Source organism: Bradyrhizobium sp. RP6 (assembly GCF_003837805.1).
Classification (GTDB): Bacteria; Pseudomonadota; Alphaproteobacteria; order Rhizobiales; family Xanthobacteraceae; genus Bradyrhizobium.
The window spans coordinates 119316-144511 of record NZ_RQIT01000002.1 but is presented as its reverse complement, the minus strand read 5'-3'; the positions used below and the strand labels follow the sequence as shown (position 1 = coordinate 144511).

The window sequence follows — 25196 nt, the reverse complement described above, 5'->3', positions numbered from 1 at the left end:
ATTCGGCACGAAGCTCGGCGACTACGTTCGGGCTTACGCGTTGCCGGAGCGGCAGCAGTAGTCGAGCCGCGCGCCTCAGACGCGGCGCCGCCGCAGTCGCGCCCGAGGTCCGGACGCGCGGCCGGCCTTCGATATCGCGAGAGCCAGACAACCAGCGATCCCGAGCACCAACAGCCCCTTGCTGAGCACGCCGGCCGGCGGAATTTGCTTGCGCGCCAGCCAACCGCCGTCAACCGATGTGCCCTGCGGACCAGCTTCGATCAAGGTGCCATCGTTTCTCGGTTCCGGACGCGCGCGCGACAGCAGCCATCCGAATGCAGCTCCCAGGATGTTCTCGGTGATCTCAGGAGCAATCGCATAGGCCAGCTGGCCGGCGCGCGCCGGCCACCCCACCGCCACCTCGTCACGCGGCGCGCGAACGAGGTGCACGAACGCCTGGGCCACGTCCTCGGATTGATAAAGCAGCGGACCCGGATCGAGCCTTCGTCCGGACCTGTTGGCGCCGTGGACGAAGCCAGGTGTATCAACCATGGCCGGAAAGACGCCGCAGACATGAATATTTGGATGGGCACGGAGCTCCTGACGCAGACTCGCCGTGAAGCCGCGCAGGCCGAACTTGCTGGCGGTATAGGCTGCGGCAAAGGGCGTGGGCGCCCACCCGCCAAGCGAGATGTTGTTGATCAAGACACCTCGCTTCTGGCGGAGGAAAATTGGGAGCACCGCGTAGGCGCCATGCATGGTACCAAGCAGATTGACCTCGATCGTCCGGCGATGAAGCGCGATGTCCGCGTCCTGATAGGCCCCGAACACACCTGTGCCAGCGTTGTTGATCCAGACGTCGATGCCGCCGAATGCATCTTCGGCCTCTCCGGCCAATTGCTGCACCGCCTGCGCATCCGTGACGTCGGTCGGCACGGCCAACGCCCGGCCTCCGAGCGCCTCGCATTCGCTGGCAAGCCGCGCCAGGACTTCACCGCGACGTGCCGCGAGGACCACACTTGCGCCCTTGCGGGCAAAGGCCACCGCCGCGGCACGGCCGATTCCACTGGAGGCGCCGGTGATAACGACGCGCGTGCCGACCATCCCCTCCTGCTCACGTCCCGACACGTGGGGAAGTAGCCAGCGCAGGGATCGCCGCAAACGCGCGATTCCCTGTGTTTCGAACCAGTCTCCATGCGCGAAGATCACCCGCTCCGGAGCCAGCTTCACGAGCCGCTCGGCTGCCGCCCGCGCCGAACGACCGCCGAGGCGCAGCAACAGCCGCAGATAGACAGGAGCCTTCCCGTCCGGCTTGGCAATCCCGAGCAGGTTTGCCGCGGCCGCATTCGACGCGCTGAGGTGATGGGGATCGAGGTTCTGCACGAGATCGGTCAGAACCAGTGTCCGGCTCCGCCTGTCGAACAGCTCGACCTCCGAAAACATCGGAGCACTCACCGATACCGTTTCGAGATCGGCACTCCATTCGTCCGGTGTCCTGTCGCCGAGCTCGCGATCGATACGGAGGCCAGCCGAGCGAACCTGCCTGCGCGCTGCAAGTCCCCGTGCGGCAAAGATCGCAACCTGCGGCAGCTCCCTTTGCCAGCCGGGCAGAAACATCCAGTGCGCAACGTTCGGCGCAAGCAGATATCTTATCGCACCCAGCTGTTCCAGCTCATGGCGAAGGGACGGCGAATATCGCACCGGCGAATGCAGCACGAGCTCGCCGTTCGACAAGCGGATAACGGTCATGCGAACGGGCAGTTGCAGGCCGGCGGCGCTGATCGGCTTGTCGTCGAAGATCCAGATATCGTCTGTCACCCGCGACAGGCCGGCAGCCGACAAAGCGGCATCGGAATCTTGCATGAGCGTCTTCCCTTGCGAGCACCTCTGCTCAAACCGCGGGAGCAACGCTCGTTCCTCATCGAGATTCCGGAAATCACATCGCCGCGATCGCTTGGCCCGCTTCAAGGCGCGCCCGCAGTGCGTCGCGCAACTCGGCGATGACGTTGCTCCAATCGCCCGGGCTCTTTTGGTGAAACAGCCGCAGGCTCGGATACCACAACGAGCGCACGCCGGATCGGGGCCAGCGCCAGTCGCAATCGGCGTGCAGCAAGACCCAGGCCTCGCATCCGAGCGCGCCCGCAAGATGCGCAATCATGGTGTCGACGCAAACGAGGAGATCGAGCTGCCCCAGGCGATGGCCTAGCGCCACGATATCAGGCGTACTGATGTCCCGCGCACCGATCCCGTCGAGCTCTTCGGCGCGTGCCCCGCGCTGCAGAGAGCAAAGTGTGACGCCCTCCATGGCGAGATGACCCAACAGTGCGACGGGAATGACGCGCCGCTTGTCCCAGTCGCCGACCTCCCAGACCAGGCCGACAGCGAGATCTCGCCCGGCTGGCGCGGTGAACGAGGGCGCCGGGGGCAACGTTACATAGGGCGCGGCCATCCCGACCTGCTCCATTCTCGCTCTGATCGCGTGTGGCACCTCCATGATCTCGATGTCGACCTCGAAATCGATCTCGGGCGCACCATCATGAAGCGGAATGGCCCGGTCGACACCTGCGGCCCCTGCGGCGAGCGGCAACAGTTCGGCCTGGCACCACAAGGTGACGCTGCGCGCGATGTCACGAAGCGGCCGCATGAACCGCAGAAACTGAATCGTGTCACCGAGCCCGTGGTAGCAGCGGACCATCACGTGTCTGCCGCTCAAATCCTCGCCGCGCCAAATCCGCTGAAGATGCCTCGGGCCGCTATGCTTGGGTGGATACGCGACCTGCATGAGGTCACGATCGTTGATCGCCCAGGCGCGCGCGAAGTCACCCGCCCGCATCGCCTCGACCCAGCCGCTCGTCACCGCGCGGTCGCCGAGCTAACGCCGCACGAACTTGTGGAAGCGGCTCAGCTTGCCGTCCTTGGTCCGGTCCTGGTGCAGGAACGCAATGCCGGCCTCGTCGAACTTCTCGAAAAATTCGTCCCAGCCAATGCGGTCGAGCCCCTCGTCCGGCGGATCGAAATCGATGCGCAGGATGCCGGCATGCCCATTCTCTTCCGTCGCCTTCACAGTCGCAGGCTTGCCGCCCCGCTCCTCGGTCCATTTTCGGATCACATCGTGATTGGTCGTTTGTTGTCCTTCGGTGGTCTCTGTCCTCGACGCCATGTTGCACCTCACATGCTGGCACGGCCGCGCGATGAGCATCCCCGTCACGCCGCCCATTGGCCAACAAACGCGCCCCGGCCGGATTTGTTCTTTCGAGCTCCAAGCGCACTCGTACGCCCAGCATCATCTTCTTCATCTTCATCATGAAGGCTCTTCGTTCCCTGGGCACGGCTTGGGATTCTATCCCAGGTTAAACTGCTCGCATTTTTTCGGCTCGAAATCGCTCGCGACGCGACGCTCGCATTCCTTCCCAGGAACGAACATACCCTCCGCACGTTCGCCGACGTACTTACCGACGCCGCGTGTTTCCCGGAGGGCCTCATTCCATGCATTCTCGTCTTCAAGACAGGCGCCGCGTGCGCGTCGGACTCGTCGGCGTCGGCAATTGCGCGAGCTCCTTCGTCCAGGGCCTCACCTATTACCGGAATGCCAAGTCCAACGAGCCGGTCCCGGGACTGATGAACGCCGATCTCGGCGGCTACCATATCAGCGACATCCAGATCGCATCCGCCTTCGACGTCAATGCCAGCAAGGTCGGGCGCGATGTCGCCGAGGCGATCTTCGCAAAGCCAAACAACACGCACCGCTTCTCCGACGTCGCGCCCACCGGAATCATCGTGCAGCGCGGACCGGTGATGGACGGCATCGGGCACTATCTCACGGAGGATGTTCCGGTTGCCGACGTTCCTGAGGCCGATGTTTCCGAGGTGCTGGCAATGTCACGCACGGACGTTCTGGTGTCGTATCTGCCGGTGGGCTCGCAGCAGGCCAGCGAATGGTACGCGGCGCGCGCCATCGAAGCGGGCTGCGGCTACGTCAATTGCATTCCCGTCTTCATTGCCTCCAACCCGGAGTGGCGGCGCCGCTTCGAGGAGGCCGGCCTGCCGATCGTAGGGGATGATATCAAGAGTCAGGTCGGCGCCACCATCCTGCATCGCGTGCTCGCCAACCTGTTCCGCGATCGCGGGGTGCGGCTCGATCGCACCTACCAGCTCAATGTCGGCGGCAACACCGATTTCAAGAACATGCTCGAACGGGAACGGCTGGCCTCCAAGAAGATTTCCAAGACCCAGGCCGTGACCAGTCAGTTTGACGTCCCGATGGACCCCGACAACATCCACGTCGGGCCGAGCGATCACGTGCCGTGGCTCACCGACCGCAAGCTCGCCTTCATCCGCCTGGAGGGAACGACGTTCGGCGGCGTGCCCTTGAGCGCCGAGGTCAAGCTCGAGGTCTGGGATTCCCCGAACTCGGCGGGCGTCGTGATCGACGCGGTCCGCTGCGCCAAGCTCGCGATGGACCGTGGCCAGGGCGGAGCGCTGACCGGCCCCTCCAGCTATTTCATGAAGTCACCGCCGCAGCAGTTCACTGATGAGGAGGCCGGACGGCGGACGCGGGCCTTCATCGACGACAAGGCGCATGCGTGATGGCCAGGATCATTCATCTCGTCCGGCATGGTCATCATGCCCTGCTCGGTCGCATTCTGTGCGGCCGGATGAAGGGCGTCGAGCTTGACGATCTCGGTTGCGCGGAAATGGCTCGCTGTGCCGAGACCGTCGCGCGCCGGCCAACTCTCATTCAATCCAGCCCGCAGCGGCGGAGCATACAGTCGGCCTGCATTCTCGCAGCGCATTTCAGACTGCCGGTCGAGATCGTCCCCGCCCTCGACGAGCTCGACTATGGCGAATGGACCGGACGATCGTTTGACGATCTCGCACCGGATCCACGATGGTCGCGCTGGAATGGGCGACGCGGCGCGAGCCGACCGCCCGGCGGCGAGAGCATGCGGTCGCTTCAAAATCGCATCGTTGCCCATCTGGAGCAACTGCGTGGTGATCGCAATCTCGGCACCGTCGTCGCCGTCAGCCACGCCGAGCCGATCCGCGCCGCGCTGCTGCACTATTCGCGCATGCCGCTCGACGAGTTTCTCTCGATCGAGATCGATCCTGCGAGCGTCAGCACGCTCCGCGCCGACAGCCGCGGCATGAAGATCACCGGGATCAACCAGCGGGTGCCGGCGTGAAGATCGTCATCTTCGGCCTGACAATCTCCTCATCCTGGGGCAACGGGCACGCCACCTTGTGGCGCGGCCTGTGCAAGCATCTCGCACGGTCGGGACACAGTGTCGTCTTCTTCGAGCGCGACGTTCCCTACTATGCCGGCGCCCGGGATCTCCACGAACTGCCCGGCGGCAAGCTCCGGCTGTTCTCGGACTGGAACGATGTGCGTCAGGCTGCAGGCGCTGACATCCGTGATGCCGACGTTGCAATTGTGACCTCCTATTGCCCCGACGCGATTGCGGCGACCGACCTGATCCTCTCGGAAGGTCGCGCTGTTCCCGTGTTCTACGACCTTGACACTCCGATCACGCTCGCAAGGCTCCTGGCCGGCGAAGCCGTTCCCTATATCGGCCCGCGCGGCCTGCGCGATTTCGAGCTGGTGCTCAGTTTTACCGGCGGACCTCGCATCGCGGATGAGTTCCGCGACAGGCTCGGCGCGCGCGATACCCGGCCGCTCTATGGCCATGTCGACACCGACATCCATCGGCCGGTCGCGCCCCAGCCGCATTATCGCGCCGACCTGTCCTATCTCGGCACCTACTCCGAGGACCGCCAGCGCACGCTCGAGACGCTTTTCGTCGCGCCCGCGCGGGCGCGCAATGATCTCCGCTTCCTGATCGGTGGGGCGCAGTATCCCGAGACATTTCCATGGTCGCCAAACATCTATTTTGTGCGGCACCTGCCGCCGCCTGAGCACGCAGCGTTCTTTGCCTCATCGCGGCTGACGCTCAATGTCACGCGCCGGGCCATGGCGGACATGGGCTGGTGCCCGTCCGGCCGGCTGTTCGAGGCGGCGGCCTGCGGCGTCCCGCTGCTGAGTGACGACTGGCCCGGAATTGCGGACTTCTTCGCGCCCGGAGAGGAGATCCTGATCGCACGCGAGGAGCAAGACGCGCTCGCCGCGCTCGCGATGCCCGATGCCGAGCTCCGGCGTATGGCCCAGTGCGCCTATGAGCGCACCATGGATCAGCATACGTCCGACAAGCGTGCGCGCGAACTGGTCGTACTGCTCGAGCAGATCGCATCGCGCCGCGTGAGCCGGCAACAACCCGAGGAGGCCTGATCATGTGGGGCATCGTTCCGGCCGCGGGCCGCGGCAGCCGTATCCAGCCGCTCGCCTTCTCCAAGGAATTGTTGCCGGTCGGCAGCCGGCGTGACGACGGTATAGACCGCCCCTGCGCCGTCTCCGAATATCTCCTGGAGCGCCTCATCCTCGGCGGTGCCGACAAGATCTGCTTCGTGATCTCGCCGGGCAAATCCGACATCCTCGAATATTTCGGCGACCATTATGGCACCGCCGAGCTCGCCTATGTCGTGCAACCCGATGCAGCGGGACTGTGCGACGCCGTGTTCAGGGCAAGCACAGTCGTCGGGCAGCACGAGGATGTCATCGTCGGCCTACCCGATACCGTGTGGTTTCCCAAGGCGGCCCTGCAATCCCTGCCGGATGCGGACCTCTCGTTCCTGCTATTCCCGGTCGAGCACCCCGAATTCTTCGATGCGGTGGTGCTCGATGGCGAGCACGTGACGGAGATCCAGGTCAAGCAGCCGGATGCAGCCTCGCGCTGGATCTGGGGCGCATTCAAAATGTCGGCGCGCGGCTTCCGCGAGCTCCAGTCGCTTTGGAACGCACGCGAACGCCGGGATGAATATTTCGGGACCTTGGTCAACGCGTATCTTTCGGCCGGTGGCCGCGGCATCGGCATCAAGGCCGGCGAATCCTACGTCGATGTCGGCACCATCGACGGCTATCGCACCGCGATGGCCCTGCTCGCTGATAGCGCCGAGGGCCGTTCGAAGTTGCGGACCCGCGCGTCATCGGACGGCGCTCGCCCGGTCACAGTGAACCACGGAGCGATTGCATGACCAGAGGTGTCCTCTCCCGCGAGGAAATCCGCCAGCGTGTCGATGCCCTGGGGCCGTGGTTTCACAATCTCAACCTGAAGGGCGTGCCGACCGCGCCGTCGCACTTTCTCGGCGACTATCCCAATGTGAAGTGGCAGCGCTTCTCCGGGATCATCCCGGATCGACTCGAAGGCAAGACCGTGCTCGACATCGGCTGCAATGCCGGCTTCTACGCCATGGAGATGAAGCGGCGTGGTGCCGAACGCGTGCTCGGTCTCGACACCGACGAAGAGTATCTGGCCCAGGCCCGCTTCGCGGCCGAGGTGAATGGGCTCAGAATCGAGTTCCGCAAGATGTCGGCCTACGATGTCGGGCAGCTCCGCGAGAAGTTCGACCTCGTGATCTTCATGGGCGTGCTCTACCACCTGCGGCATCCGCTGCTCGCGCTCGACCTGATCCATGAGCACGTGGCCGGCGATCTCCTGCTGTTCCAGTCGATGCAGCGCGGCGACAGCCGCGTCGACCCCATCGAGAAGAACTACGATTTCTGGACCACCGACCAGTTCGATGCATCGGGCTACCCGAAGCTGCACTTCATCGAGCACAAATATGCCGACGACCCCACCAATTGGTGGGTACCCAATCGCGCCTGCGTCGAGGCCATGCTGCGCAGCGCGGGTTTTGCCATCGCGGCCCATCCGGAGGATGAAGTCTATCTGTGCAAGCGCACGGGGCGGCCGCAGGCTGACGGGCCGGTCTATCCGTCACGGGAGGTGGGCCGATGATCGAGGCTGCCAAGATCTGGAACGAGCCCAACAACAAGTCGCATTGGGACCTCCTGATCGACCCGGACTGGGCAATGTTCGCAGGTCTCGCGCTCGCGGCCGCCAAGACCATCCGCAGCGCGCATCCGACCTTGCCGCGTGTGCTCGGCGGTATCTCCCCCATCGATCCCTCCTTCATGCGCAACATGCAGGCGCGCGGCGTGCTCGATCACGTCGACGCTGTCGCAGTCCACGGCTTTCCGCTCGACTGGAATCTATGGCAGATCGGAGAATGGCCGGCCAAGATCGATGAAATCAAGGCCGTCACCTCGCTCCCGGTCTGGGTGACCGAGGTCGGAGTCTCCTCGTTCGGCGCCGAGGAGGTGCAGGCCTGGGGCCTGTCGCGCACCGCCGAGCTTCTGATCGGCCGCGCGCCGCGCATCCACTGGTACAGCCTCTACGATCTTCCCTCAAGCTGGGAGGCGACCACGCGGCACAAGGAGGCGGAAGGGTCCTCCTACTACCGGCATTTTCACATGGGCCTGCTGCGCGAGGATGGAGCGCCGAAAGCCGCGGCGGAGCTGTTCGGCCAATATGCCGCCGACATGGGTCTCTGCCAGTGGTTTCATTTCGAGGACCATCGTCTCGATGACGCCGTGCGCTGGATGCGACGGTTCGGCGTGAAGCACCTGCGGACCGGCCTGTCATGGGCCGACAGCTTCCGCCCCAACGCACTGGACTGGTTCGATCGCCAGATGGATGCGCTGGCCGAGTTCGATGTCACCGTGACGTTCTGCTTCACGCCGGAACACCGCGGTCTCGAACCGCATCACACCAGTCCGCCGCACGACGTGAACGAGTTCGCCGATTTCTGCGCGCAGATGATCGAGCGCTATTGCACGAAGACCGGTGTCGCCGATTCCATTGGCGCCTCCCCGCCGATCAGGGAGCCGACATGCGTGCCCTGATCCTGGTGATGGATTCCGTCGGAATCGGCGCGGCGCCCGACGCTGCCAACTATGGCGACGCAGGTGCCGATACCGTCGGCCACATCGCCGATGCGTGTTCGGCCGGGCACGCCAACAGCCCGCAGCGGGAGGGGCCGCTGCAGCTTCCCAATCTCGTGGCGCTGGGCCTGGGCGAGGCCTGCCGTCTTGCTACCGGCCGCGTCCCGCCCGGGCTCGACGGTCGGGTTCAACATGCGCAGTATGGATGCGCCAGCGAGATATCCAGGGGCAAGGACACGCCGTCGGGTCATTGGGAGATTGCGGGCGTGCCTGTCACGTTCGACTGGGGCTATTTTCCAAAGATCCAACCTTGCTTCCCTCGCGATCTCGTGGAGACGCTGTGCGAACAGGCCGGATTGCCCGGCATCCTCGGCAATTGCCACGCTTCCGGCACCGAGATCATCGCCGAATTCGGCGAGCGCCACATCCGAAGCGCCGAGCCGATCTGCTACACTTCGGCCGACAGCGTGTTCCAGATCGCGGCTCACGAAGAGACGTTTGGGCTCGAGCGACTCTACGACGTCTGTACGATTGCGAGGCGGCTGGTCGATCCCTTGAACATCGGGCGCGTCATCGCGCGTCCGTTCGTCGGATCAAACGCGCACAACTTCAAGCGCACCTCGCACCGGCGCGACTTCTCCGTTCCTCCGCCCGAACGAACCATCCTCGACCTTGCGGACATCTCCGGCCGCGACATCGTCACGATCGGGAAGATCGACGACATCTTCGCCCATCGCAGCACCGGGCGAAACCTGCGTGGCGACGGCAATGCGGCACTTTTCGATGCCACGCTCGACGGGCTCGCAAGCCTTGCAGAGGGCGGGCTGTTGTTCGCAAACTTCATCGATTTCGACACGCTCTTCGGCCACCGTCGCGACGTCGCGGGCTACGCAGCGGGGCTCGAAGCTTTCGACGCCCGCCTTCCCGAACTGCTGAGCCGCCTGCGAGGCGACGATCTCCTGATCATCACCGCCGATCATGGCTGCGATCCGACCTGGAGCGGCACCGATCACACGCGCGAGCAGGTCCCGATCCTGACGTGGACCGCGCAATCAAGGTCTCCAGTTGGCCGTCGCGCCGGGTTCGCCGATATCGGTGCAACCGTAGCAAGACATCTCCATCTGCCGGCGCCGCTTCATGGCGCGCATTTCTAGGCGCGATTCACCTGGGTTATTGATCCAGGTTAAAGAACTTTTCGTTTGTACGTTTCGCAGGAACGAACATTCCTTGCACCGCTTCTAACTCCCAGACGTGACTGGCGCGCCGGTCGCCCGACCAAGCCAAAGCGCGCTTCAACTCTCATCATCGATCGATCCGAACGGATCGGTCCCATGCGGCGCGGAGCGATGAATGACGCGAGTATTGATTACTGGAGGCGCGGGATTCATCGGCTCGCATACGGCTGACGTACTGCTTGCGGCCGGGTACGACGTCCGCCTTCTCGACAATCTCTCGCCACAGGTCCACGGCGGCAACCGTCAGCGGCCTGCCTATCTCGCCGACGACGCGGAACTCGTCGTCGGCGATGTCAACGATGCACTCGCCGTCGAGCAGGCCTTGCACGGCGCCGACATGGTCCTGCATCTCGCCTCCGCCGTCGGCGTCGGCCAGAGCATGTACGACATCGAGCCCTATGTCAGAACGAACGAGCTTGGCACCGCCGTGCTGCTCCAGGCGCTGGCCCAGCGCCCGGTCGCGCGGCTGGTGGTGGCATCCTCGATGAGCATCTACGGCGAGGGCCTCTATCGCGAGCGCGGCGGGAGCGTCGTCGCGTGCGACGAACGGCCGGTCGAGCAGCTCCGCAAAGGCGAGTGGGAGTTGCGGGATACCGCGGGCCATCCGCTCGATCCCGTGCCCACCCCCGAAACGAAGCAGCCGTCGCTGAGCTCGATCTACGCGCTGAACAAGTATGCCCAGGAGCGCATGTGCCTGATCACAGGCAAGGCGTACGGCATTCCGACCGTCGGCTTGCGCTTCTTCAACGTGTTCGGTCCGCGCCAGGCGCTGTCCAATCCCTATACCGGCGTGCTGGCCATCTTCGCTGCACGGCTGCTCAACGGCCGGCCGCCGCTCGTCTTCGAAGACGGCCTGCAGCGGCGCGACTTCGTCCACGTGCACGATGTCGCCCGCGCCTGCCGCATGGCGCTCGAATCCGACCACAGCCAGGACGTCTTCAACGTCGGCTCGGGTCGGAGCCGCACCATTCTCTCGGTGGCCGAGGATCTGGCCGAGGTGATGGGGCGGCGCGAGATCGTCCCCGAGATCACGCGGAAATACCGCGCCGGCGACATCCGGCACTGTTTCGCCGACATCGGCAAATCACGCGACCTGCTCGGCTTCGAGCCGCATGTCGCGTTCAAGGATGGTCTCGAAGGGCTCGCCGAGTACCTCGCCGACCAGATCGCCGATGATCAGGCGGAGCGGGCTACCCGGGAGCTGCTGCAACGAGGGCTGGTCGCGTGATGAGCGAACGAGACAACAGACACGTCCTGGTCACCGGCGGCTGCGGTTTCATCGGCTGCAATCTCGCCGACCGCCTCGCCGAGCGGGGCGATCGCGTTCTGGTGCTGGACAATCTCGCCCGCGCCGGCGTACGCGAGAACGCACAATGGCTGAAATCCCGGCACGGCGACCGCGTCACGATCACGGTGGCTGATATCCGCGACCCGATTCCGGTGATCGACGCCGTGCGCGAGGCGCGCGCCGTGCTGCACCTCGCAGCCCAGGTCGCCGTCACCGACAGCGTCAGCGATCCCTCGGCCGATTTCGAGATCAACGCGCGCGGCACGCTGAACGTGCTCGAAGCCGTTCGCCTGCACAATAACGCGGCGCCGGTGATCTTCGCCTCGACCAACAAGGTCTATGGGCGCCTGATCGAGGACAGCGAGATCGCACTCTCTGGCCGACGCTACACGCCGGTCAGCGATCTGCTCGCCGGCGGCGTTTCGGAGAACGCACCGTTGGATTTCTACAGCCCCTATGGATGCTCCAAGGGCACGGCCGATCAATACGTCCATGACTATGCAAGGGTGTTTGGGCTGCAGACCGTGGTGATGCGGATGAGCTGCATCTACGGGCCTCGGCAATTCGGCACCGAGGACCAGGGCTGGATCGCGCACTTCCTGCTCAGCGCCATCCGCGGCAAGGCGCTGACGATCTACGGCGACGGCAAGCAGGTCCGCGACGCGCTGCACGTGTCGGACGCGGTGAGCGCCTGGCTCTCCGCACTCGACCACATCGCTCTCGCCCGAGGACGCGTCTTCAATCTCGGCGGCGGTCCGGCCAATGCGGTCAGCCTGCTCGAGCTGATCGACCGCATCGCCGATCTGACGGGCCGCAATGTTGCCTATCGCTTTGCCGATTGGCGACCGGGCGATCAGCCCTGGTACGTGACGGACACCCGCGCGCTGGCCACCGCGCTCGGCTGGACGCCGCAAATGTCCCTCGCCGACGGACTGCGCTCGCTCCACACTTGGCTCGACAGCCGCTTCGGATCACTCGGCAGAAGCGAGGCCCTGGCATGACGCGGATCGCCCTCGTCAACCCGAACTGGGATTTTACCGGAAGCATCTATTTCGGCTGCCGCTCCCCTCACCTTCCGATCGAGCTCGGCATCTCCGAGCACTATCTGAAAGCGGCCGGGCACAAGACGCTGCTGCTCGATGCGCACATGTTCGATCTGTCGCTGCGCGAGATCGAGGCCGAACTGCGCGCCTTTGGTCCCGATCAGATCGTCTTCACGACGGCGCCGACATACCTGTTCTGGCGCTGCGCACCGCCGGAGCTTCGGGTGCCGCAGCAGCTCGCGCGCGTCGTACGCGACCTTGCGCCAACCCTGATTGCGGTAGGCCCACATGGCTCGACCACGCCGAAGACGGCCTTGAAGAAGCTCGGCGTCGACATCGTCGTGATGGGCGAGTGCGAGGCGTCCCTGCTGCGGCTCGCCAATGGCGAGCGGGATTTTCCGGGCCTGTGCTTCGTGGACGGCGCTTCGCTCCGGGTCAATGGCGGCCCACAGGCGGTCGCGTTCAGCAATCAGCCAGCGCTCGATTGGCCGGACGAAATGATCCGGCGCCACCATCATCATCATCACCGCTTCGAGGCCGAGCCCGCGGCGCCGGGCGCCGAGGTGGAGGCCTCGCGCGGCTGCCCCTACAACTGCACGTTCTGCGCCAAGGAGAATTTCCGCAACGCCTATCGCAAGCGGCCCCCAGCCGTCATTCTCGACGAGATCGATCGCCTGCGCGACCACGGCATCGAATATGTCTACTTCATCGACGAGATCTTTCTTCCCAATCGCGAACTGCTGGAAGGATTGACGACCCGCGGGCTGAAGCTCGGCGTGCAGACGCGGATCGATCTATGGAAACCCGACATGCTCGCCCTGCTCGGGCGCGCCGGCTGCGTCTCGATCGAAGCCGGCATCGAGAGCCTGACGGTGGAAGGGCGCGCCGCGCTCGCCAAGAACTGCAAGATGACGACGGATCAGCTCGCCGACCGGCTGGTCGAAGCCCGCCGCCACGTCCCCTTCGTGCAGGCCAATCTGATCGAGGTGCCCGAGGACGACGATCCCATCGTGCAGCGCTGGCGCCGCACCATGCAGGATGCCGGGGTCTGGGCCAACGATCCGGTGCCGCTCTATCCGTATCCCGGCTCTCCCGACTACCGCAAGCTCTGGGGCGAGCCCGACGATGTCGCCTGGGAGCGCGCGCACCGGCACTATCTGGCGATGTTCGACCAGTTCAGCGACGTGCAGAACGATCGCCCGGTCCCGCTCGACAGCCTCGAACTCCAGGTGGCCTCATGAACCGTGGCGCCGACATCAGGATCATGATGACGACCGACACGGTCGGTGGCGTCTGGACCTATTCCTGCGCCCTCGCGTCAAATCTTGCGGCGTCCGGTGCCGAGGTCACGCTCGTCACGCTGGGGCCGCGGGCGCGGGTCGATCAGCGCGATATGCTGCGTGACACCCGGGTGCACCTGATCGAAACGGATCTGGCACTCGAATGGCAGGATCCGGAAGGGCGGAACGTGCCCGAGGCAGAGCGCGTGCTCTCCAATCTCGAAGCCACGTTGATCCCCGATATCGTCCATCTGAATAGCTTTCGCGAAGCAACCCTTGCCTGGCACGCCCCGACGGTTCTGGTGGCGCATTCCTGCGTCAATTCCTGGGCGCTGGCCTGCCACGATACGGGCTGGCTCAGCGAGCCGAGATGGCGCCGCTACAGCGAACGGGTCGCTGCGGCGCTCGACATGGTGCAGGCCTGGGTGTGTCCAAGCAGAGCCTTTTACGACGACATGACGGCGATCTACCAGCCGCGATCGCGCGGGGCAGTGATCTGGAACGGAATTGCGCCTCGCGATCCTGCGGGACGGAAGCAGGATCTGATCTTCGCGGCCGGACGGCTGTGGGACCGCGCCAAGAACATCGAAGCTCTTGCCGCCGCCGCGCCCGGGCTGGATTGGCCGGTCGAGGTGGCCGGTCCCATCGATGCACGTCTGTCGACGGGTGTCACCTGGCTCGGCGAATTGCCGCACGAAGCCATGGCCGCGCGCTTGCAGCACTCGGCGATCTTCGTCAGCCCCGCCTTCTATGAACCGTTCGGCCTCTCGGTGCTGGAAGCAGCTGCCGCGGGTTGCGCTCTTGTCCTTTCCGACATCCCGACGTTCCGCGAGTTGTGGCGCGGGGCTGCGTTGTTCTTCGATCCGGCCGATAGCGATGCGCTGCATCGGGCCCTCGCGGAGCTTTGCGCCGATGATACGGGTCGAGCACGGCTGCAACGCGCCGCCTATGAGCAATCCCTGACCTATTCGCTGACGCGCATGACGAGTGCCTATCTTGGTCTCTACCAGGACCTGATCGCATCGCGCCGGACGAGCGCGGCGGCCAGCGAGATCGAGGTGCGCGCATGAAATGCGTCCTGTTCTATCATGCGTTCACCTCCTGCTGGAACAATGGCAATGCGCATTTCCTGCGTGGCTATGCGCGCGAGTTCCAGGCGCTCGGGCACGAGGTCGTCGTGTACGAGCCCATCGACGGCTGGAGCCGGCTGAACGCCATCCGCGAAGGCGGCAGTCATGATGCGATGGAGGACATTCCCACCCTCTTTCCCGGCATCGACATCCGGCGCTATGACACCAGCCTCGATCTCGAGCGGGCGCTGGACGGCGCCGATCTCGTCATCGTGCATGAATGGAATTCGCCAGATCTCATCGCGCAGATCGGATGCAGGCGCGCGCAAGGCGCCCGCTTCACCCTGCTGTTCCACGACACTCATCACCGCGCCGTCAGCGCGCCTGAGGAGCTTGCCCAATTCGATCTCGATGGATTCGACGGCGTGCTCGCCTTCGGCGAAGTGCTTCGGCAGATCTATTTGAAGCTCGGCTGGGCCGACCGAGCCTTCACCTGGCATGAGGCAGCCGATGTCGCGCTGTATCATCCGCTGCCGCAGGTCGAGCGGACCGACGATCTGGTCTGGATCGGCAATTGGGGGGACGGCGAGCGCAGCGCCGAGCTCAACGAATTCCTGGTTGAGCCCGCGGCGGAGCTGAATCTCCGCACGAGCGTTTATGGCGTGCGCTATTCGGACGATGCGCTCCGCACCATCAGGAGCGCAGGCATCCGCTATGGCGGCTGGCTGCCGGCACACCGCGCTCCCATCGCGTTCGCCGGCGCACGCACGACCATCCATGTGCCGCGCGGGCCTTACGTACGCCTGCTTCCTGGCATTCCGACCATCCGCGTGTTCGAGGCGCTGGCCTGCGGCATTCCCCTGGTTTCGGCGCCCTGGTCGGATGCGGAAGGCATGTTCCCCGATGGCGCCTATCTCAGCGTCGCCGACGGCACGCAGATGAAGCGTGCGCTTCGCTCCGTGCGCGAGGATCGAGACATGTCTGCCGCGATGGTGAACGCGGGGCTGAAGACGATCCGGGATCACCACACCTGCCGCCATCGCGCCGAGCAGCTCGTCGGCATCGTCGCCGACATCCGCGAGTCCGGCCGCCCGTCACAGCCTCAGCACCATATCGGAGCCGTCGCATGAAGATCTGCTTCTTCGGATCCAGCCTCGTCTCGTCCTACTGGAACGGCGCCGCCACCTATTATCGCGGCATGCTGAAGGAGATTGCGTCGCTCGGCCACGACGTCACCTTCTACGAACCCGACGCCTTCGCGCGCCAGGCGCATCGGGACATCGACGACCCGGATTGGGCCAGAGTGATCGTCTATCCCGCGACCCCGGACGGCTGGCGCCGCTCGCTCGCTGAAGCGGCACGATCGGCCGACATGCTGGTCAAGGCCAGCGGCGTCGGCGTCTTTGATCTGGAGCTGGAGAACGCAGTGGCCGAGCTGCCGTCGCGGCTGATCCGGATCTATTGGGACGTCGATGCTCCCGCCACACTCGAGACCATGGACAGCGATCCACAGCATCATCTGCGGCGCGCGATCCCGTCCTACGATATGGTCCTGACCTATGGCGGCGGCGACGGCGTCGTGTCCGCCTATCGGTCAATGGGCGCGCGGGATTGCGTGCCGATCTACAATGCGCTCGATCCGGCCACGCATTTTCCGGCGCCGCCCAATCCGCGCTTCGCCTGCGATCTCAGCCTGCTGGCGAACCGCCTGCCGGATCGCGAGCAGCGCGTCGAGCGTTTCTTCCTCGACGTTGCACGCCGGCTGCCCGGCAAGGCCTTCGTGCTCGGCGGCTCCGGCTGGGACGACAAGGATGCCCCCGCCAATCTGCGCAAGGTCGGCCATGTCGGCACCGCCGATCACAACGCGTTTTTCGGCTCCGCTCTCGCCACACTGAACGTCAATCGCGACAGCATGGCGCGCTACGGCTTCTCACCGCCAACGCGTGTGTTCGAAGCGATCGGCGCCGGCGCCTGCCTGATCACCGATCAGTGGGCCGGCATCGATCATTTTCTCGAACCGGGCCGCGAGGTTCTGGTCGCCGCTGACGGAGCCGAGATCGCCGGGCACCTCGCGGCGCTGAATCCAGAGCGGGCCCGCTCGATCGCCCGCCGCGCCCGCACGCGCATCCTGAGCCAACACACCTACCGGCAACGCGCCCGCCAGTTCAACGATCTCTTCGTCGCCCGCAGCTCGCGAATCGAGGCAGCAGAATGAACCTCTCCATCGTCGTCATCGGACTTTCGGTCACTTCGTCCTGGGGCAATGGTCACGCTACGACCTACCGCGCCCTGATCGAAGCCCTGGCGCGACGAGGCCACCGGGTCACGTTCCTGGAGCGGGACGTGCCCTGGTATCGGGATCACCGTGACCTGACCAAGCCCTCTGGCTGGACTGTCGAGCTCTACCAATCCTTGAAGGATATTCCGCGCCGTTTCGGCAAGCTGATCCGCGATGTCGATCTGGTGATCGTCGGCTCCTACGTTCCTGACGGCATCGCGATTGCCGAATGGACGACGACCCATGCGAGAGGCGTCACGGCATTTTACGACATCGACACGCCGGTCACACTGGCGCGGCTCGAAGAGGGCCTCGACTATCTCTCCGCCACAATGATCCCGCGCTTCGATCTCTATCTGTCCTTCACCGGCGGACCGGTGCCGGGCATGATCGAGCAGAGCTACGGCAGTCCGCTCGCGCGTGTCCTTTATTGCAGCGCGAATGCGGAGATTGACCCACCGAAGCAGGCGCAGCCGAAATGGGCTCTCGGCTATCTCGGGACCTACAGCGATGACCGGCAGCCGGTTCTCGACGAGTTGCTGCTTACACCGGCGCGCACGATGCCCTCGGAGCAGTTCGTCGTCGCCGGCGCGCAATATCCCGAACATATCGCCTGGCCCGCCAACGTCGCCCGGATCGAGCACCTCTCGCCGGAACGGCATCCGACGTTCTATACCGCGCAACGCTTCACCCTGAACGCCACCCGCGCAGACATGAAAGCGCTGGGCTTCTCCCCGAGCGTCCGGTTGTTCGAGGCCGCAGCCTGCGGCACGCCCGTGATCTCGGACCGATGGCCCGGGATCGAGACGATTTTCGCGCCGTCGCGGGAAATCCTGCTGGCATCCAGCCCGCGCGAAGTCGTCGAGATCCTGCGCGACATGCCGGAGGAGCATCGGCGCACGATCGCTCACAACGCACGGCGGCGAGTTCTCGCCGATCACACCCCCGACCATCGCGCCCGGCAGCTGGAGACCTACTACGCCGAGGCATCCGCGCGGCGCCTCCGCAAGACGGCGTCCCTTCCCCTCGCCCGCCCCATGCAGGTCGCCCAACTCTGAAAGGCCATATCATGACGCTCCAGACCCGCATCCACGCCTCCCGCCGCTCGCCGACGGTCCTGGTCGCCGGCGGCGCCGGCTTCATCGGATCGCATCTCTGCGACGCGCTCCTGCAACGCGGCAATGTGGTCGTTTGCCTCGACAATTTGTTCACGGGGAGCACTGACAACGTCCGGCCGCTGCTCAATCACCCGAACTTCCGCTTCGTCGAGCATGACGTCCGCGATCCCATCGAGATCGATGGCGATATCGATCGGATCTACAGCCTCGCCTGCCCGGCGTCGCCCCGGCACTATCAGACCGATCCGGTCGGGACCATGAAGACCTGCGTGCTCGGCTCGATCAACCTGCTCGAGCTCGCGCGGCAGAAGCGCGCCCGGATCCTTCAGGCCTCCACCAGCGAGGTCTACGGCGATCCGGAAGTGCATCCGCAGCCGGAATCCTATCTCGGCAACGTCAACCCGATCGGACCGCGGGCCTGCTACGACGAGGGCAAGCGCGCCGCGGAGACGCTGATGTTCGACTACCGGCGCACGCAGGGGACCGAGATCAAGGTCGCCCGCATCTTCAACACCTATGGCCCTCGCATGCTCGAGAATGACGGGCGCGTCGTCTCCAACTTCATCGTGCAGGCCTTGCGCGGAGAGCCAATCACGATCTACGGCCAAGGCACGCAAACCCGCAGCTTCTGCTTCGTCGACGATCTCGTGCGGGGGCTTCAGCTCTTGATGGAGAGCCCCGCTTCTGTCACCGGTCCATGCAATCTCGGCAATCCGCACGAGGTCACGATCGAGGCGATCGCTCGTGAAGTTCTGGCATGCACCGAATCGGCTTCCCCGCTTCGCTTCGAAGCGCTGCCAAAGGACGATCCCAAGCGGCGCAAGCCCGTGATCGATGCAGCGGAGAAGATTCTGGGATGGCGTCCGCGGGTGGCCCTAAAAGACGGTCTTCAAGCGACCATCGCCTATTTTGCGCTCCGCCTCGCGGGGGAGTCGCCCGCATTGGTGCCGGCCATCGCCCCGCGCAAGACGCGACACCCGGCACGCGGCAGGCTCACTCTGTCCGATTAACCGTGATGGCACATCGTTGGGGCGAGGTCCCGCGTAGCGGATGGCTTGCATGTTGATGGCGCAAGTGCTGGCTGCTTGCAGAACAGGCTCCGTTTCAACGCTTGTGGAACCGATCGCTGTGAAGTGGCTCACATCCGGCCGGACAATCTGGATGTATTCGTCGTGCCGGGTGGAGATGGCAGACGGAGATACGCATGAAACCCCTCATGCTCTCGCTTATTGCAGCCATGCTTCTCGCCGGTGCGGCCAGCAACGTGTTCAGGTCGCATGCAGTGTTCCATTCCGGTCAGCACGGCATGGCATCCATTCAAGACATGCAGACGGGCCAGGCGAACGGGCTACCCGAGCAGGATCTGCAGGACCGCTCCGTCCTGTTTGCGAAAGAGCCGGCTCAGTAGGTCGGAGCGCCCGCTTTGCTGATCCGACCTATTCGGCCGCCGCGGTTGCGGGTTGCGGTTGTCCGTCGTTCGGTCCGGTCCGCGCCTTCTGCTCGTCGAGCCAGAGGCTATGGTGCTCGCGAGCCCAGTTGACGTCGACCTCGCCAGAGCCCATGGCCTCGAACGCACCTTCCATCCCGATGGTGCCGATATAGATGTGCGCGATCATCGCCGCGACGAACAGGACCGCCACGATCGAGTGGACGATCTGGGCCATTTGCATGCCCTCGATTCCCGTGCCGTAGAACGGGAACATCAGCGCATATCCGGACGCTGCGACGAGCCCGCCGCCGATCACGACGATCCAGTAGATCATCTTCTGGCCGCCATTGAAGCGGTAGGCCGGCGGATGATCATGTCCGATCAGGCCGCCGCCGCGCTTCGCCCATTCGATATCCACCTTGCTCGGAATATTGCCGCCGATCCACATCAGGAAGATCAGGACGACGCCGATGGTGAACGGGAAGCTCAGATAGTTGTGAGCGTACTTAGCCCATTGCGACCATTCCGAGAAAGCCTCGAATCCGATCAAAGGCAACAGCAACGGTCGACCGAACGTGATGTTCAGCCCGGAAATGGCCAGGACAATGAAGCAGCTTGCCGTCATCCAGTGCACGAACCGCTCGAATCCGTTGAAGCGCACGATGGTGCGGCCCGACCGTCCGGCTTCGAGCCGCACCATCCCCACGGTCAGATAGAAGATCACGATGCCTGCGATCATGCCGAGGATGGCAATGCCGCCGATCCACCGCAGCGTCACGTTGCGGAATTCCCGCCATTCCCGTCCCTGCGGCTGCTCGAGAACGCCGGAGCGCTGATCGGGAATGCTGACGCGGCCCTGAATCCGGTTGAGCTCCTGCAGAAGCTGCTGCTCCTTGACCGCGCTCGCCGTCGGGTTGACCTGCTGAGCACTCGCGGGCACTACCGTCATCAAGAGAAGCAGCGCCCAGGCGCCCAACGCCAGACGAATGGACCTTCCAAACGACGTCATCACGTCCTCCCCGGTCTTGCGCGCCCTTCGGCTGCCCACGTCAGGACTCGATTGTCTCGCGATATGCGGTCTTCCAGCCCCATGCGCCCGAGCCATAGCCGCGCTTCATGACGCGCTCCTTGTAGATCTGCGCAATGATCTCGCCGTCGCCCGCAAGCAACGACTTGGTCGAGCACATTTCGGCACATAGCGGCAGCTTTCCCTCGGCCAGCCGGTTCGCACCGTATTTCTCGTACTCCTCCTTGCTGCCGTCGGCCTCAGGGCCGCCGGCGCAATAGGTGCATTTGTCCATCTTGCCGCGTGAGCCGAAGTTCCCGACCTTCGGATATTGCGGCGCGCCGAACGGGCACGCATAGAAGCAATAGCCGCAACCGATGCAGAGGTCCTTGGAGTGCAGCACCACGGCATCTGCGGTGGTGTAGAAACAGTTCACCGGGCACACCGCCGCACAGGGCGCGTCGGTGCAGTGCATGCAGGCCATCGAAATAGAGCGCTCGCCCGGCTTGCCGTCGTTGATGGTGACGACGCGGCGCCGGTTGATGCCCCAAGGCACCTCATGCTCGTTCTTGCAGGCGGTGACGCAGGCGTTGCACTCGATGCAGCGATCAGCGTCGCAGAGAAATTTCATCCGAGCCATGTGCGTGCTCCTCTCAGGCTGCGACGATCTGACAAAGCGTGACCTTCGGCTCCTGCATGCCCGTCGCAGGATCGTAGCCGTAGCTCGTGATCGTGTTGGCGCTCTCGCCGAGCACGATCGGATCGGTTCCGGCGGGATAGTTCTTGCGCAGGTCGTTGCCACCGAACCAGCCGCCGAAATGGAACGGCATCCAGGCGACGCCCTTGCCGACGCGTTCGGTCACCAGCGCCTTCATCCTGGCACGTGAATTGTTCTCGGCACCGCTCACCCAGACCCAGCCGCCGTCCTTGATGCCGCGATCGGCGGCATCGGCCGGGCTGATCTCGATGAACATGTCCTGCTGCAATTCCGCGAGCCATGGATTGGTGCGGGTTTCCTCGCCGCCGCCTTCGTATTCGACGAGACGGCCCGAGGAAAGGATCAGCGGAAACTGCTTTGCGATCCCCTTTTCCACCGCCGCCTTCTGCACCGAGAAGCCGATATTGGGCAGGCGGAACTGCTTGGCATCGGGCAAGGTCGGATATTTCTCGACGAGATCGACGCGCGGCGTGTAGATCGGTTCGCGGTGCACCGGAATCGGGTCCGGCAGGCCGAACGCATTCATGCGTGCCTTGCCGTTGCCGAAGGGCACGCAACCGTGCTTCAGCGCGACGCGCTGGATGCCGCCGGAGAGGTCGAGCGCCCAGGACACCGCGTCCGGATTGGCCGGATTGACTCTCTGGATCGTCGCCATTTCAGCCTCGGTGAGATCCTGGTCCCAGCCGAGCTTCTTCAGGCTCGCCAGCGTGAACTCGGGATAACCGTCCTCGATCTCCGAGCCCTTGGAAAAGGATTTGTCGGCGAGCAGGCTCACCTTCCGCGTCGCGCCGTCCGGCAGCTTTTCCTCGCGTTCGATGCCGAAGCGCGGACGGAACGCGCCACCGCCATCCATCACGTGCAGATTGTTGTTGTAGAGCAGCGGCGAGCCGGGATGCTTCACCTCGGGCGAGCCCCAGCACGGCCAAGGCAGGCCGTAATAGTCACCGCCGACCTCCGGATCGTCCTTGGGTGCACGCAACGTCACCAGGTCGAACTTGTGCTGGTTCTTCATGTGCGCCTTGATGCGTTCCGGCGACTGCCCGCAATAACCGGTCGACCAGCTGCCGCGGTTGATCTCGCGCAGCACATCCTCGGCGACCGGGAGATCGTTCTCGACCTTGATGTTCTTGAACATCTTGTCGGCGAAGCCGAACTTCTTCGCCAACAAATAGATGATCTCGAGGTCGTCCTTGGACTCGAAGATCGGCTTGACGATCTGTTCGCCCCACTGCATCGAGCGATTGGAGGCGACGCGCGATCCCTTGCATTCGAACTGCGTGGCCACAGGCAGGATATAGACGCCATCCTTGCGTCCCGCCTCGACCGCCAGAGACGCCCAGGTGGTCGGGTGCGGATCGGCGATCACCAGCAGCTCCAGCGCCTTCAGGCCCTTCAGCGACTCCGGAATGCGGGTGATGCTGTTGCTGGCGTGGCCTTGCACGAATACGGCCTTGACATTGTCCTTCTGTGCGACATCGGCCTTCGGCAACAACGCAGCATCGAACCACCGCGTCAGCGGGATGCCTGGCGTCTCCATCAGCTTCTTCTCGTCGAAGCGGGAGACGAGATAATCGTAATCAACCTCCCAGACCCGAGACCAGTGCTTCCAGGCGCCCTCCGCAAGGCCGTAGTAGAACGGCAACGTCACGATATCGAGGCCGACGTCGGTCGCGCCCTGCACGTTGTCATGGCCGCGCAGGATGTTGGCGCCGGCGCCGGCTTTTCCGACGTTGCCGGTCATCAGCAGCGCGATGCAGCTCGCCCGCACATTGGCGGTGCCAACCGTGTGCTGGGTCTGGCCCATGCACCAGATGATGGTCGCGGGCTTGACCGTCGCGAACATCTTGGCGACGCGCTCGAGCTGCGCGGCGGGCACGCCGGTGACGCGCTCGACCTCCTGCGGGTTCCACTTCTCGACCTCCTTGCGCAGGTCGTCGAAACCGTAGACGCGCTGGGCGATGAATTCCTTGTCTTCCCAGCCATTCTTCAGGATGTGCCACATCATGCCGTAGAGCACGGGAATGTCGGTGCCGGGACGGATCCGGACATATTCGGTGGCATGCGCCGCGGTGCGAGTCAGGCGCGGATCGAAAACGATGAAGTTCGCCTTGTTGAGCTCCTTGGATTCCAGCAGGTGCTGCATGCTGACGGGATGCGCTTCCGCGGCGTTGCTGCCGATGAACAGCATCGTCTTGGAGTTGCGCATATCGTTGATGCTGTTCGTCATCGCGCCGTAGCCCCAGGTATTGGCGACGCCGGTGACGGTGGTGGAGTGGCAGATCCGCGCCTGATGATCGGTGTTGTTGGTGCCCCAGAACGCGCCGAGTTTGCGGAACAGGTAGGCTCCTTCGTTCGTCATCTTGGCCGAGCCGAGCCAGTAGACGGAATCACTGCCCGACTTCTCGCGAACCTGGAGCAGCTTGTCGCCGATCTCGTTCACCGCCGTGTCCCACGACACGCGCGTCCACTGCCCGTTCACCAGCTTCATCGGATAGCGCAGGCGGCGGTCGCTGTGCACGAGCTCGCGCACCGAAGCGCCCTTGGCGCAATGCGAGCCGCGATTGATCGGCGAATCCCAGCTCGGCTCCTGCCCGATCCAGACGCCATTGAGCACTTCCGCCGTCACGGTGCAGCCTACGGCGCAATGCGTGCAGACGCTCTTCTTGACGGTGGCGCCGGCCGCGAGCGGGCCGGCAGCGGCCGCTTCCGTCCTGCGCACGTTGACGACGGGCATGGTCCCCAACGCTGCGAGAGCGCCGCCGGCCAGGCCGGACTTGCGCAGGAACGTGCGGCGATCAAGTCCCCCGCCCTGGCCCGCAAGGGATTCGGCGACGGAACCTCGGCGATCGGAACGCTGGTGTGTTCGCTTGATAAGCACAGGCAGCCTCCCTCTCAGGCCGGATAACGATTGACGCGGTAGAACGTCTTCACGTGGTCGGATTCCTTGTAGCGCGCCTTGCGCTTCTCATCGTTGCTTTCGCTGTCCGCCTGCGCGGACCCGACCAACGGTGTCGCCAGGGTCGCGCCGACACCGGCCGTGCCCAAGCCGACCTTGCGAAGGAAATCGCGGCGTCCGACCTTTGCTTTCGTCTCGTCACTCATCGCAGCTCTCCCGCACCAACGCGCCTCGGTCAGTTGGCGAATGTGAATGCTTCCGTCTCGATCTCGATGAAGGTACGACCGAGCACGCCGACCGCCCGATAGAAACGGGCATCGCCGGCGCTCTCGATGTCGGCGAACAGCCGCCCCATCCACGGCGACACATGCCTTTCGAAAAAGGCGCGTTGCGTCTCGGGCGAGGCGTCGAAGCCGCCATCGGCAAGGCCCGACATGATCTCGCACAGGATGGCGGCGTGATCCTCGGGTTCGGAATTGTTGGCAACCCGCTCGATACCGAGCGCCGTCAGGTCACCGCGCAGGCGCGACAAAGGCCGTTCATTGAGAAAGCCGGTGAGATAGTAAGAGGCATAGGGCAGCAATTCGCCGCGGCCGAGCCCAACGAACAGATCGAAATACTCGCGCTCGACCTCCGCCGCGACAGCGCTCGCGGCGGCGTCGGCCAGCGCGGCATGCGCCCGGCCAAGCGGCGTCGCGTCGCCAGTCAATGCCGCAAGTTGCTCAAGCAATCGTTTCGACGGCGGCGCGGACAGCAACGTTGCCAGCAGCGCATATTCCCGCCCGCGCGCAGCATCGACGGGATCGATGAGCTCCGCTGGGACGGCTTGCTCACTGTAAAGATCGGGCCGCAGATCGTTCCGAGAAACGCCCGTGGCGGTTTCGACCGCAACCACCCGTTGTGCGGGCACGCGGGTCCAATTCGACACGGAGGGCTGGCTGATGCCTATTTTGCGCGCAAGCTGAGCAACGCCGCCTGCGGCGTCGATCGCGCGATCAAGCCCGTCATCACGCACGTGGA

24 protein-coding genes are annotated in these 25196 nt (G+C 64.5%); 16 read left to right on the top strand and 8 right to left on the bottom strand.

The window, feature by feature from the left end; genetic code table 11:
- Positions 1-75: 75 nt before the first annotated feature.
- The 3 genes from EHH60_RS05530 to EHH60_RS05520 all read right to left on the bottom strand — a co-directional run bounded on the left by EHH60_RS05530 (position 76) and on the right by EHH60_RS05520 (position 3139).
- Complete coding sequence (locus tag EHH60_RS05530) at positions 76-1842, bottom strand: SDR family oxidoreductase (RefSeq protein ID WP_124159047.1); 1767 nt, start codon at positions 1840-1842, stop codon at positions 76-78.
- 73 nt (positions 1843-1915) lie between these two features.
- A complete protein-coding gene (locus tag EHH60_RS05525; RefSeq protein WP_245454400.1) occupies positions 1916-2836 on the bottom strand; it encodes a hypothetical protein in 921 nt (306 codons plus the stop codon).
- A 15-nt stretch (positions 2837-2851) separates the two neighbouring features.
- Positions 2852-3139: a hypothetical protein gene (locus EHH60_RS05520; RefSeq protein ID WP_124158470.1), complete on the bottom strand. Its 288-nt coding sequence runs from the start codon at positions 3137-3139 to the stop codon at positions 2852-2854.
- Positions 3140-3465: 326 nt separating this feature from the next.
- Here EHH60_RS05520 and EHH60_RS05515 point away from each other — a divergent pair, with 326 nt between their 5' ends.
- From EHH60_RS05515 to EHH60_RS05440, 16 genes are all read left to right on the top strand, one after another.
- Positions 3466-4566, top strand: coding sequence for an inositol-3-phosphate synthase (locus EHH60_RS05515; protein WP_124158469.1), 1101 nt, complete (start codon positions 3466-3468; stop codon positions 4564-4566).
- Positions 4566-5162 (top strand): histidine phosphatase family protein, encoded by a 597-nt coding sequence (locus EHH60_RS05510; RefSeq protein ID WP_124158468.1) that lies wholly within the window; start codon positions 4566-4568, stop codon positions 5160-5162. The genes EHH60_RS05515 and EHH60_RS05510 overlap by 1 nt, the downstream gene beginning before the upstream one ends.
- The gene (locus EHH60_RS05505; protein ID WP_124158467.1) at positions 5159-6262 is read left to right on the top strand and encodes a CgeB family protein; all 1104 of its coding nucleotides are present in this window, start codon (positions 5159-5161) and stop codon (positions 6260-6262) included. Before EHH60_RS05510 ends, EHH60_RS05505 begins: the two co-directional genes overlap by 4 nt.
- Before the next feature lie 2 nt (positions 6263-6264).
- Positions 6265-7065 carry a nucleotidyltransferase family protein gene (locus EHH60_RS05500; RefSeq protein WP_124158466.1) on the top strand — a complete coding sequence of 267 codons (801 nt, stop codon included), beginning with the start codon at positions 6265-6267 and terminating at the stop codon, positions 7063-7065.
- Complete coding sequence (locus tag EHH60_RS05495) at positions 7062-7829, top strand: TIGR04290 family methyltransferase (protein WP_124158465.1); 768 nt, start codon at positions 7062-7064, stop codon at positions 7827-7829. Before EHH60_RS05500 ends, EHH60_RS05495 begins: the two co-directional genes overlap by 4 nt.
- Positions 7826-8776, top strand: a complete 951-nt coding sequence (locus EHH60_RS05490; protein ID WP_124158464.1) for a glycoside hydrolase 5 family protein — start codon at positions 7826-7828, stop codon at positions 8774-8776. Before EHH60_RS05495 ends, EHH60_RS05490 begins: the two co-directional genes overlap by 4 nt.
- Complete coding sequence (locus tag EHH60_RS05485; RefSeq protein WP_124158463.1) at positions 8764-9969, top strand: phosphopentomutase; 1206 nt, start codon at positions 8764-8766, stop codon at positions 9967-9969. The genes EHH60_RS05490 and EHH60_RS05485 overlap by 13 nt, the downstream gene beginning before the upstream one ends.
- Positions 9970-10165: 196 nt before the next feature.
- Positions 10166-11278 (top strand): NAD-dependent epimerase/dehydratase family protein, encoded by a 1113-nt coding sequence (locus EHH60_RS05480; RefSeq protein WP_124158462.1) that lies wholly within the window; start codon positions 10166-10168, stop codon positions 11276-11278.
- A complete protein-coding gene (locus EHH60_RS05475; RefSeq protein WP_124158461.1) occupies positions 11278-12339 on the top strand; it encodes an SDR family NAD(P)-dependent oxidoreductase in 1062 nt (353 codons plus the stop codon). The genes EHH60_RS05480 and EHH60_RS05475 overlap by 1 nt, the downstream gene beginning before the upstream one ends.
- On the top strand, positions 12336-13622 hold the full coding sequence (locus EHH60_RS05470; protein WP_124158460.1) for a TIGR04295 family B12-binding domain-containing radical SAM protein: 1287 nt from the start codon (positions 12336-12338) through the stop codon (positions 13620-13622). Before EHH60_RS05475 ends, EHH60_RS05470 begins: the two co-directional genes overlap by 4 nt.
- Complete coding sequence (locus EHH60_RS05465; protein WP_124158459.1) at positions 13619-14731, top strand: glycosyltransferase family 4 protein; 1113 nt, start codon at positions 13619-13621, stop codon at positions 14729-14731. The genes EHH60_RS05470 and EHH60_RS05465 overlap by 4 nt, the downstream gene beginning before the upstream one ends.
- Positions 14728-15861, top strand: coding sequence for a CgeB family protein (locus tag EHH60_RS05460; RefSeq protein WP_124158458.1), 1134 nt, complete (start codon positions 14728-14730; stop codon positions 15859-15861). Before EHH60_RS05465 ends, EHH60_RS05460 begins: the two co-directional genes overlap by 4 nt.
- Positions 15858-16946, top strand: a complete 1089-nt coding sequence (locus tag EHH60_RS05455) for a CgeB family protein (protein ID WP_124158457.1) — start codon at positions 15858-15860, stop codon at positions 16944-16946. The genes EHH60_RS05460 and EHH60_RS05455 overlap by 4 nt, the downstream gene beginning before the upstream one ends.
- Positions 16943-18067: a CgeB family protein gene (locus EHH60_RS05450; RefSeq protein WP_124158456.1), complete on the top strand. Its 1125-nt coding sequence runs from the start codon at positions 16943-16945 to the stop codon at positions 18065-18067. The genes EHH60_RS05455 and EHH60_RS05450 overlap by 4 nt, the downstream gene beginning before the upstream one ends.
- Positions 18068-18078: 11 nt before the next feature.
- Positions 18079-19137 (top strand): UDP-glucuronic acid decarboxylase family protein, encoded by a 1059-nt coding sequence (locus EHH60_RS05445; protein WP_124158455.1) that lies wholly within the window; start codon positions 18079-18081, stop codon positions 19135-19137.
- A 194-nt stretch (positions 19138-19331) separates the two neighbouring features.
- Complete coding sequence (locus EHH60_RS05440) at positions 19332-19535, top strand: hypothetical protein (RefSeq protein ID WP_245454399.1); 204 nt, start codon at positions 19332-19334, stop codon at positions 19533-19535.
- A 28-nt stretch (positions 19536-19563) separates the two neighbouring features.
- On the opposite strand, the gene EHH60_RS05435 is transcribed toward EHH60_RS05440, so the two are convergent.
- Genes EHH60_RS05435 through EHH60_RS05415 form a run of 5 tightly spaced genes read right to left on the bottom strand, consistent with a single transcriptional unit; the run spans position 19564 to position 25191 of the window.
- The gene (locus tag EHH60_RS05435; protein WP_124158453.1) at positions 19564-20565 is read right to left on the bottom strand and encodes a formate dehydrogenase subunit gamma; all 1002 of its coding nucleotides are present in this window, start codon (positions 20563-20565) and stop codon (positions 19564-19566) included.
- A gap of 40 nt (positions 20566-20605) precedes the next feature.
- Positions 20606-21202, bottom strand: coding sequence for a formate dehydrogenase FDH3 subunit beta (gene fdh3B / locus EHH60_RS05430; RefSeq protein ID WP_027571966.1), 597 nt, complete (start codon positions 21200-21202; stop codon positions 20606-20608).
- 13 nt (positions 21203-21215) lie between these two features.
- Positions 21216-24158 (bottom strand): formate dehydrogenase subunit alpha, encoded by a 2943-nt coding sequence (locus EHH60_RS05425; RefSeq protein ID WP_124158452.1) that lies wholly within the window; start codon positions 24156-24158, stop codon positions 21216-21218.
- A gap of 14 nt (positions 24159-24172) precedes the next feature.
- On the bottom strand, positions 24173-24382 hold the full coding sequence (locus EHH60_RS05420; RefSeq protein WP_124158451.1) for a twin-arginine translocation signal domain-containing protein: 210 nt from the start codon (positions 24380-24382) through the stop codon (positions 24173-24175).
- Between the two features lie 29 nt (positions 24383-24411).
- Positions 24412-25191: a molecular chaperone TorD family protein gene (locus EHH60_RS05415; protein ID WP_124159045.1), complete on the bottom strand. Its 780-nt coding sequence runs from the start codon at positions 25189-25191 to the stop codon at positions 24412-24414.
- Positions 25192-25196 lie beyond the last annotated feature (5 nt).

What these genes read in the sequence shown, in the direction of transcription:
- EHH60_RS05465 (WP_124158459.1), top strand. Translation starts at nt 13,619, where the DNA reads ATGAACCGTGGCGCCGACATCAGGATCATGATGACGACCGACACGGTC.
- EHH60_RS05470 (WP_124158460.1), top strand. Translation starts at nt 12,336, where the DNA reads ATGACGCGGATCGCCCTCGTCAACCCGAACTGGGATTTTACCGGAAGC.
- EHH60_RS05520 (WP_124158470.1), bottom strand. Translation starts at nt 3,139, where the DNA reads ATGGCGTCGAGGACAGAGACCACCGAAGGACAACAAACGACCAATCAC.
- EHH60_RS05460 (WP_124158458.1), top strand. Translation starts at nt 14,728, where the DNA reads ATGAAATGCGTCCTGTTCTATCATGCGTTCACCTCCTGCTGGAACAAT.
- EHH60_RS05515 (WP_124158469.1), top strand. Translation starts at nt 3,466, where the DNA reads ATGCATTCTCGTCTTCAAGACAGGCGCCGCGTGCGCGTCGGACTCGTC.
- EHH60_RS05450 (WP_124158456.1), top strand. Translation starts at nt 16,943, where the DNA reads ATGAACCTCTCCATCGTCGTCATCGGACTTTCGGTCACTTCGTCCTGG.
- EHH60_RS05480 (WP_124158462.1), top strand. Translation starts at nt 10,166, where the DNA reads ATGACGCGAGTATTGATTACTGGAGGCGCGGGATTCATCGGCTCGCAT.
- EHH60_RS05495 (WP_124158465.1), top strand. Translation starts at nt 7,062, where the DNA reads ATGACCAGAGGTGTCCTCTCCCGCGAGGAAATCCGCCAGCGTGTCGAT.
- EHH60_RS05490 (WP_124158464.1), top strand. Translation starts at nt 7,826, where the DNA reads ATGATCGAGGCTGCCAAGATCTGGAACGAGCCCAACAACAAGTCGCAT.
- EHH60_RS05485 (WP_124158463.1), top strand. Translation starts at nt 8,764, where the DNA reads ATGCGTGCCCTGATCCTGGTGATGGATTCCGTCGGAATCGGCGCGGCG.
- EHH60_RS05420 (WP_124158451.1), bottom strand. Translation starts at nt 24,382, where the DNA reads ATGAGTGACGAGACGAAAGCAAAGGTCGGACGCCGCGATTTCCTTCGC.
- EHH60_RS05510 (WP_124158468.1), top strand. Translation starts at nt 4,566, where the DNA reads ATGGCCAGGATCATTCATCTCGTCCGGCATGGTCATCATGCCCTGCTC.
- EHH60_RS05455 (WP_124158457.1), top strand. Translation starts at nt 15,858, where the DNA reads ATGAAGATCTGCTTCTTCGGATCCAGCCTCGTCTCGTCCTACTGGAAC.
- EHH60_RS05475 (WP_124158461.1), top strand. Translation starts at nt 11,278, where the DNA reads ATGAGCGAACGAGACAACAGACACGTCCTGGTCACCGGCGGCTGCGGT.
- EHH60_RS05500 (WP_124158466.1), top strand. Translation starts at nt 6,265, where the DNA reads ATGTGGGGCATCGTTCCGGCCGCGGGCCGCGGCAGCCGTATCCAGCCG.
- EHH60_RS05530 (WP_124159047.1), bottom strand. Translation starts at nt 1,842, where the DNA reads ATGCAAGATTCCGATGCCGCTTTGTCGGCTGCCGGCCTGTCGCGGGTG.
- fdh3B (WP_027571966.1), bottom strand. Translation starts at nt 21,202, where the DNA reads ATGGCTCGGATGAAATTTCTCTGCGACGCTGATCGCTGCATCGAGTGC.
- EHH60_RS05440 (WP_245454399.1), top strand. Translation starts at nt 19,332, where the DNA reads ATGAAACCCCTCATGCTCTCGCTTATTGCAGCCATGCTTCTCGCCGGT.
- EHH60_RS05445 (WP_124158455.1), top strand. Translation starts at nt 18,079, where the DNA reads ATGACGCTCCAGACCCGCATCCACGCCTCCCGCCGCTCGCCGACGGTC.
- EHH60_RS05435 (WP_124158453.1), bottom strand. Translation starts at nt 20,565, where the DNA reads ATGACGTCGTTTGGAAGGTCCATTCGTCTGGCGTTGGGCGCCTGGGCG.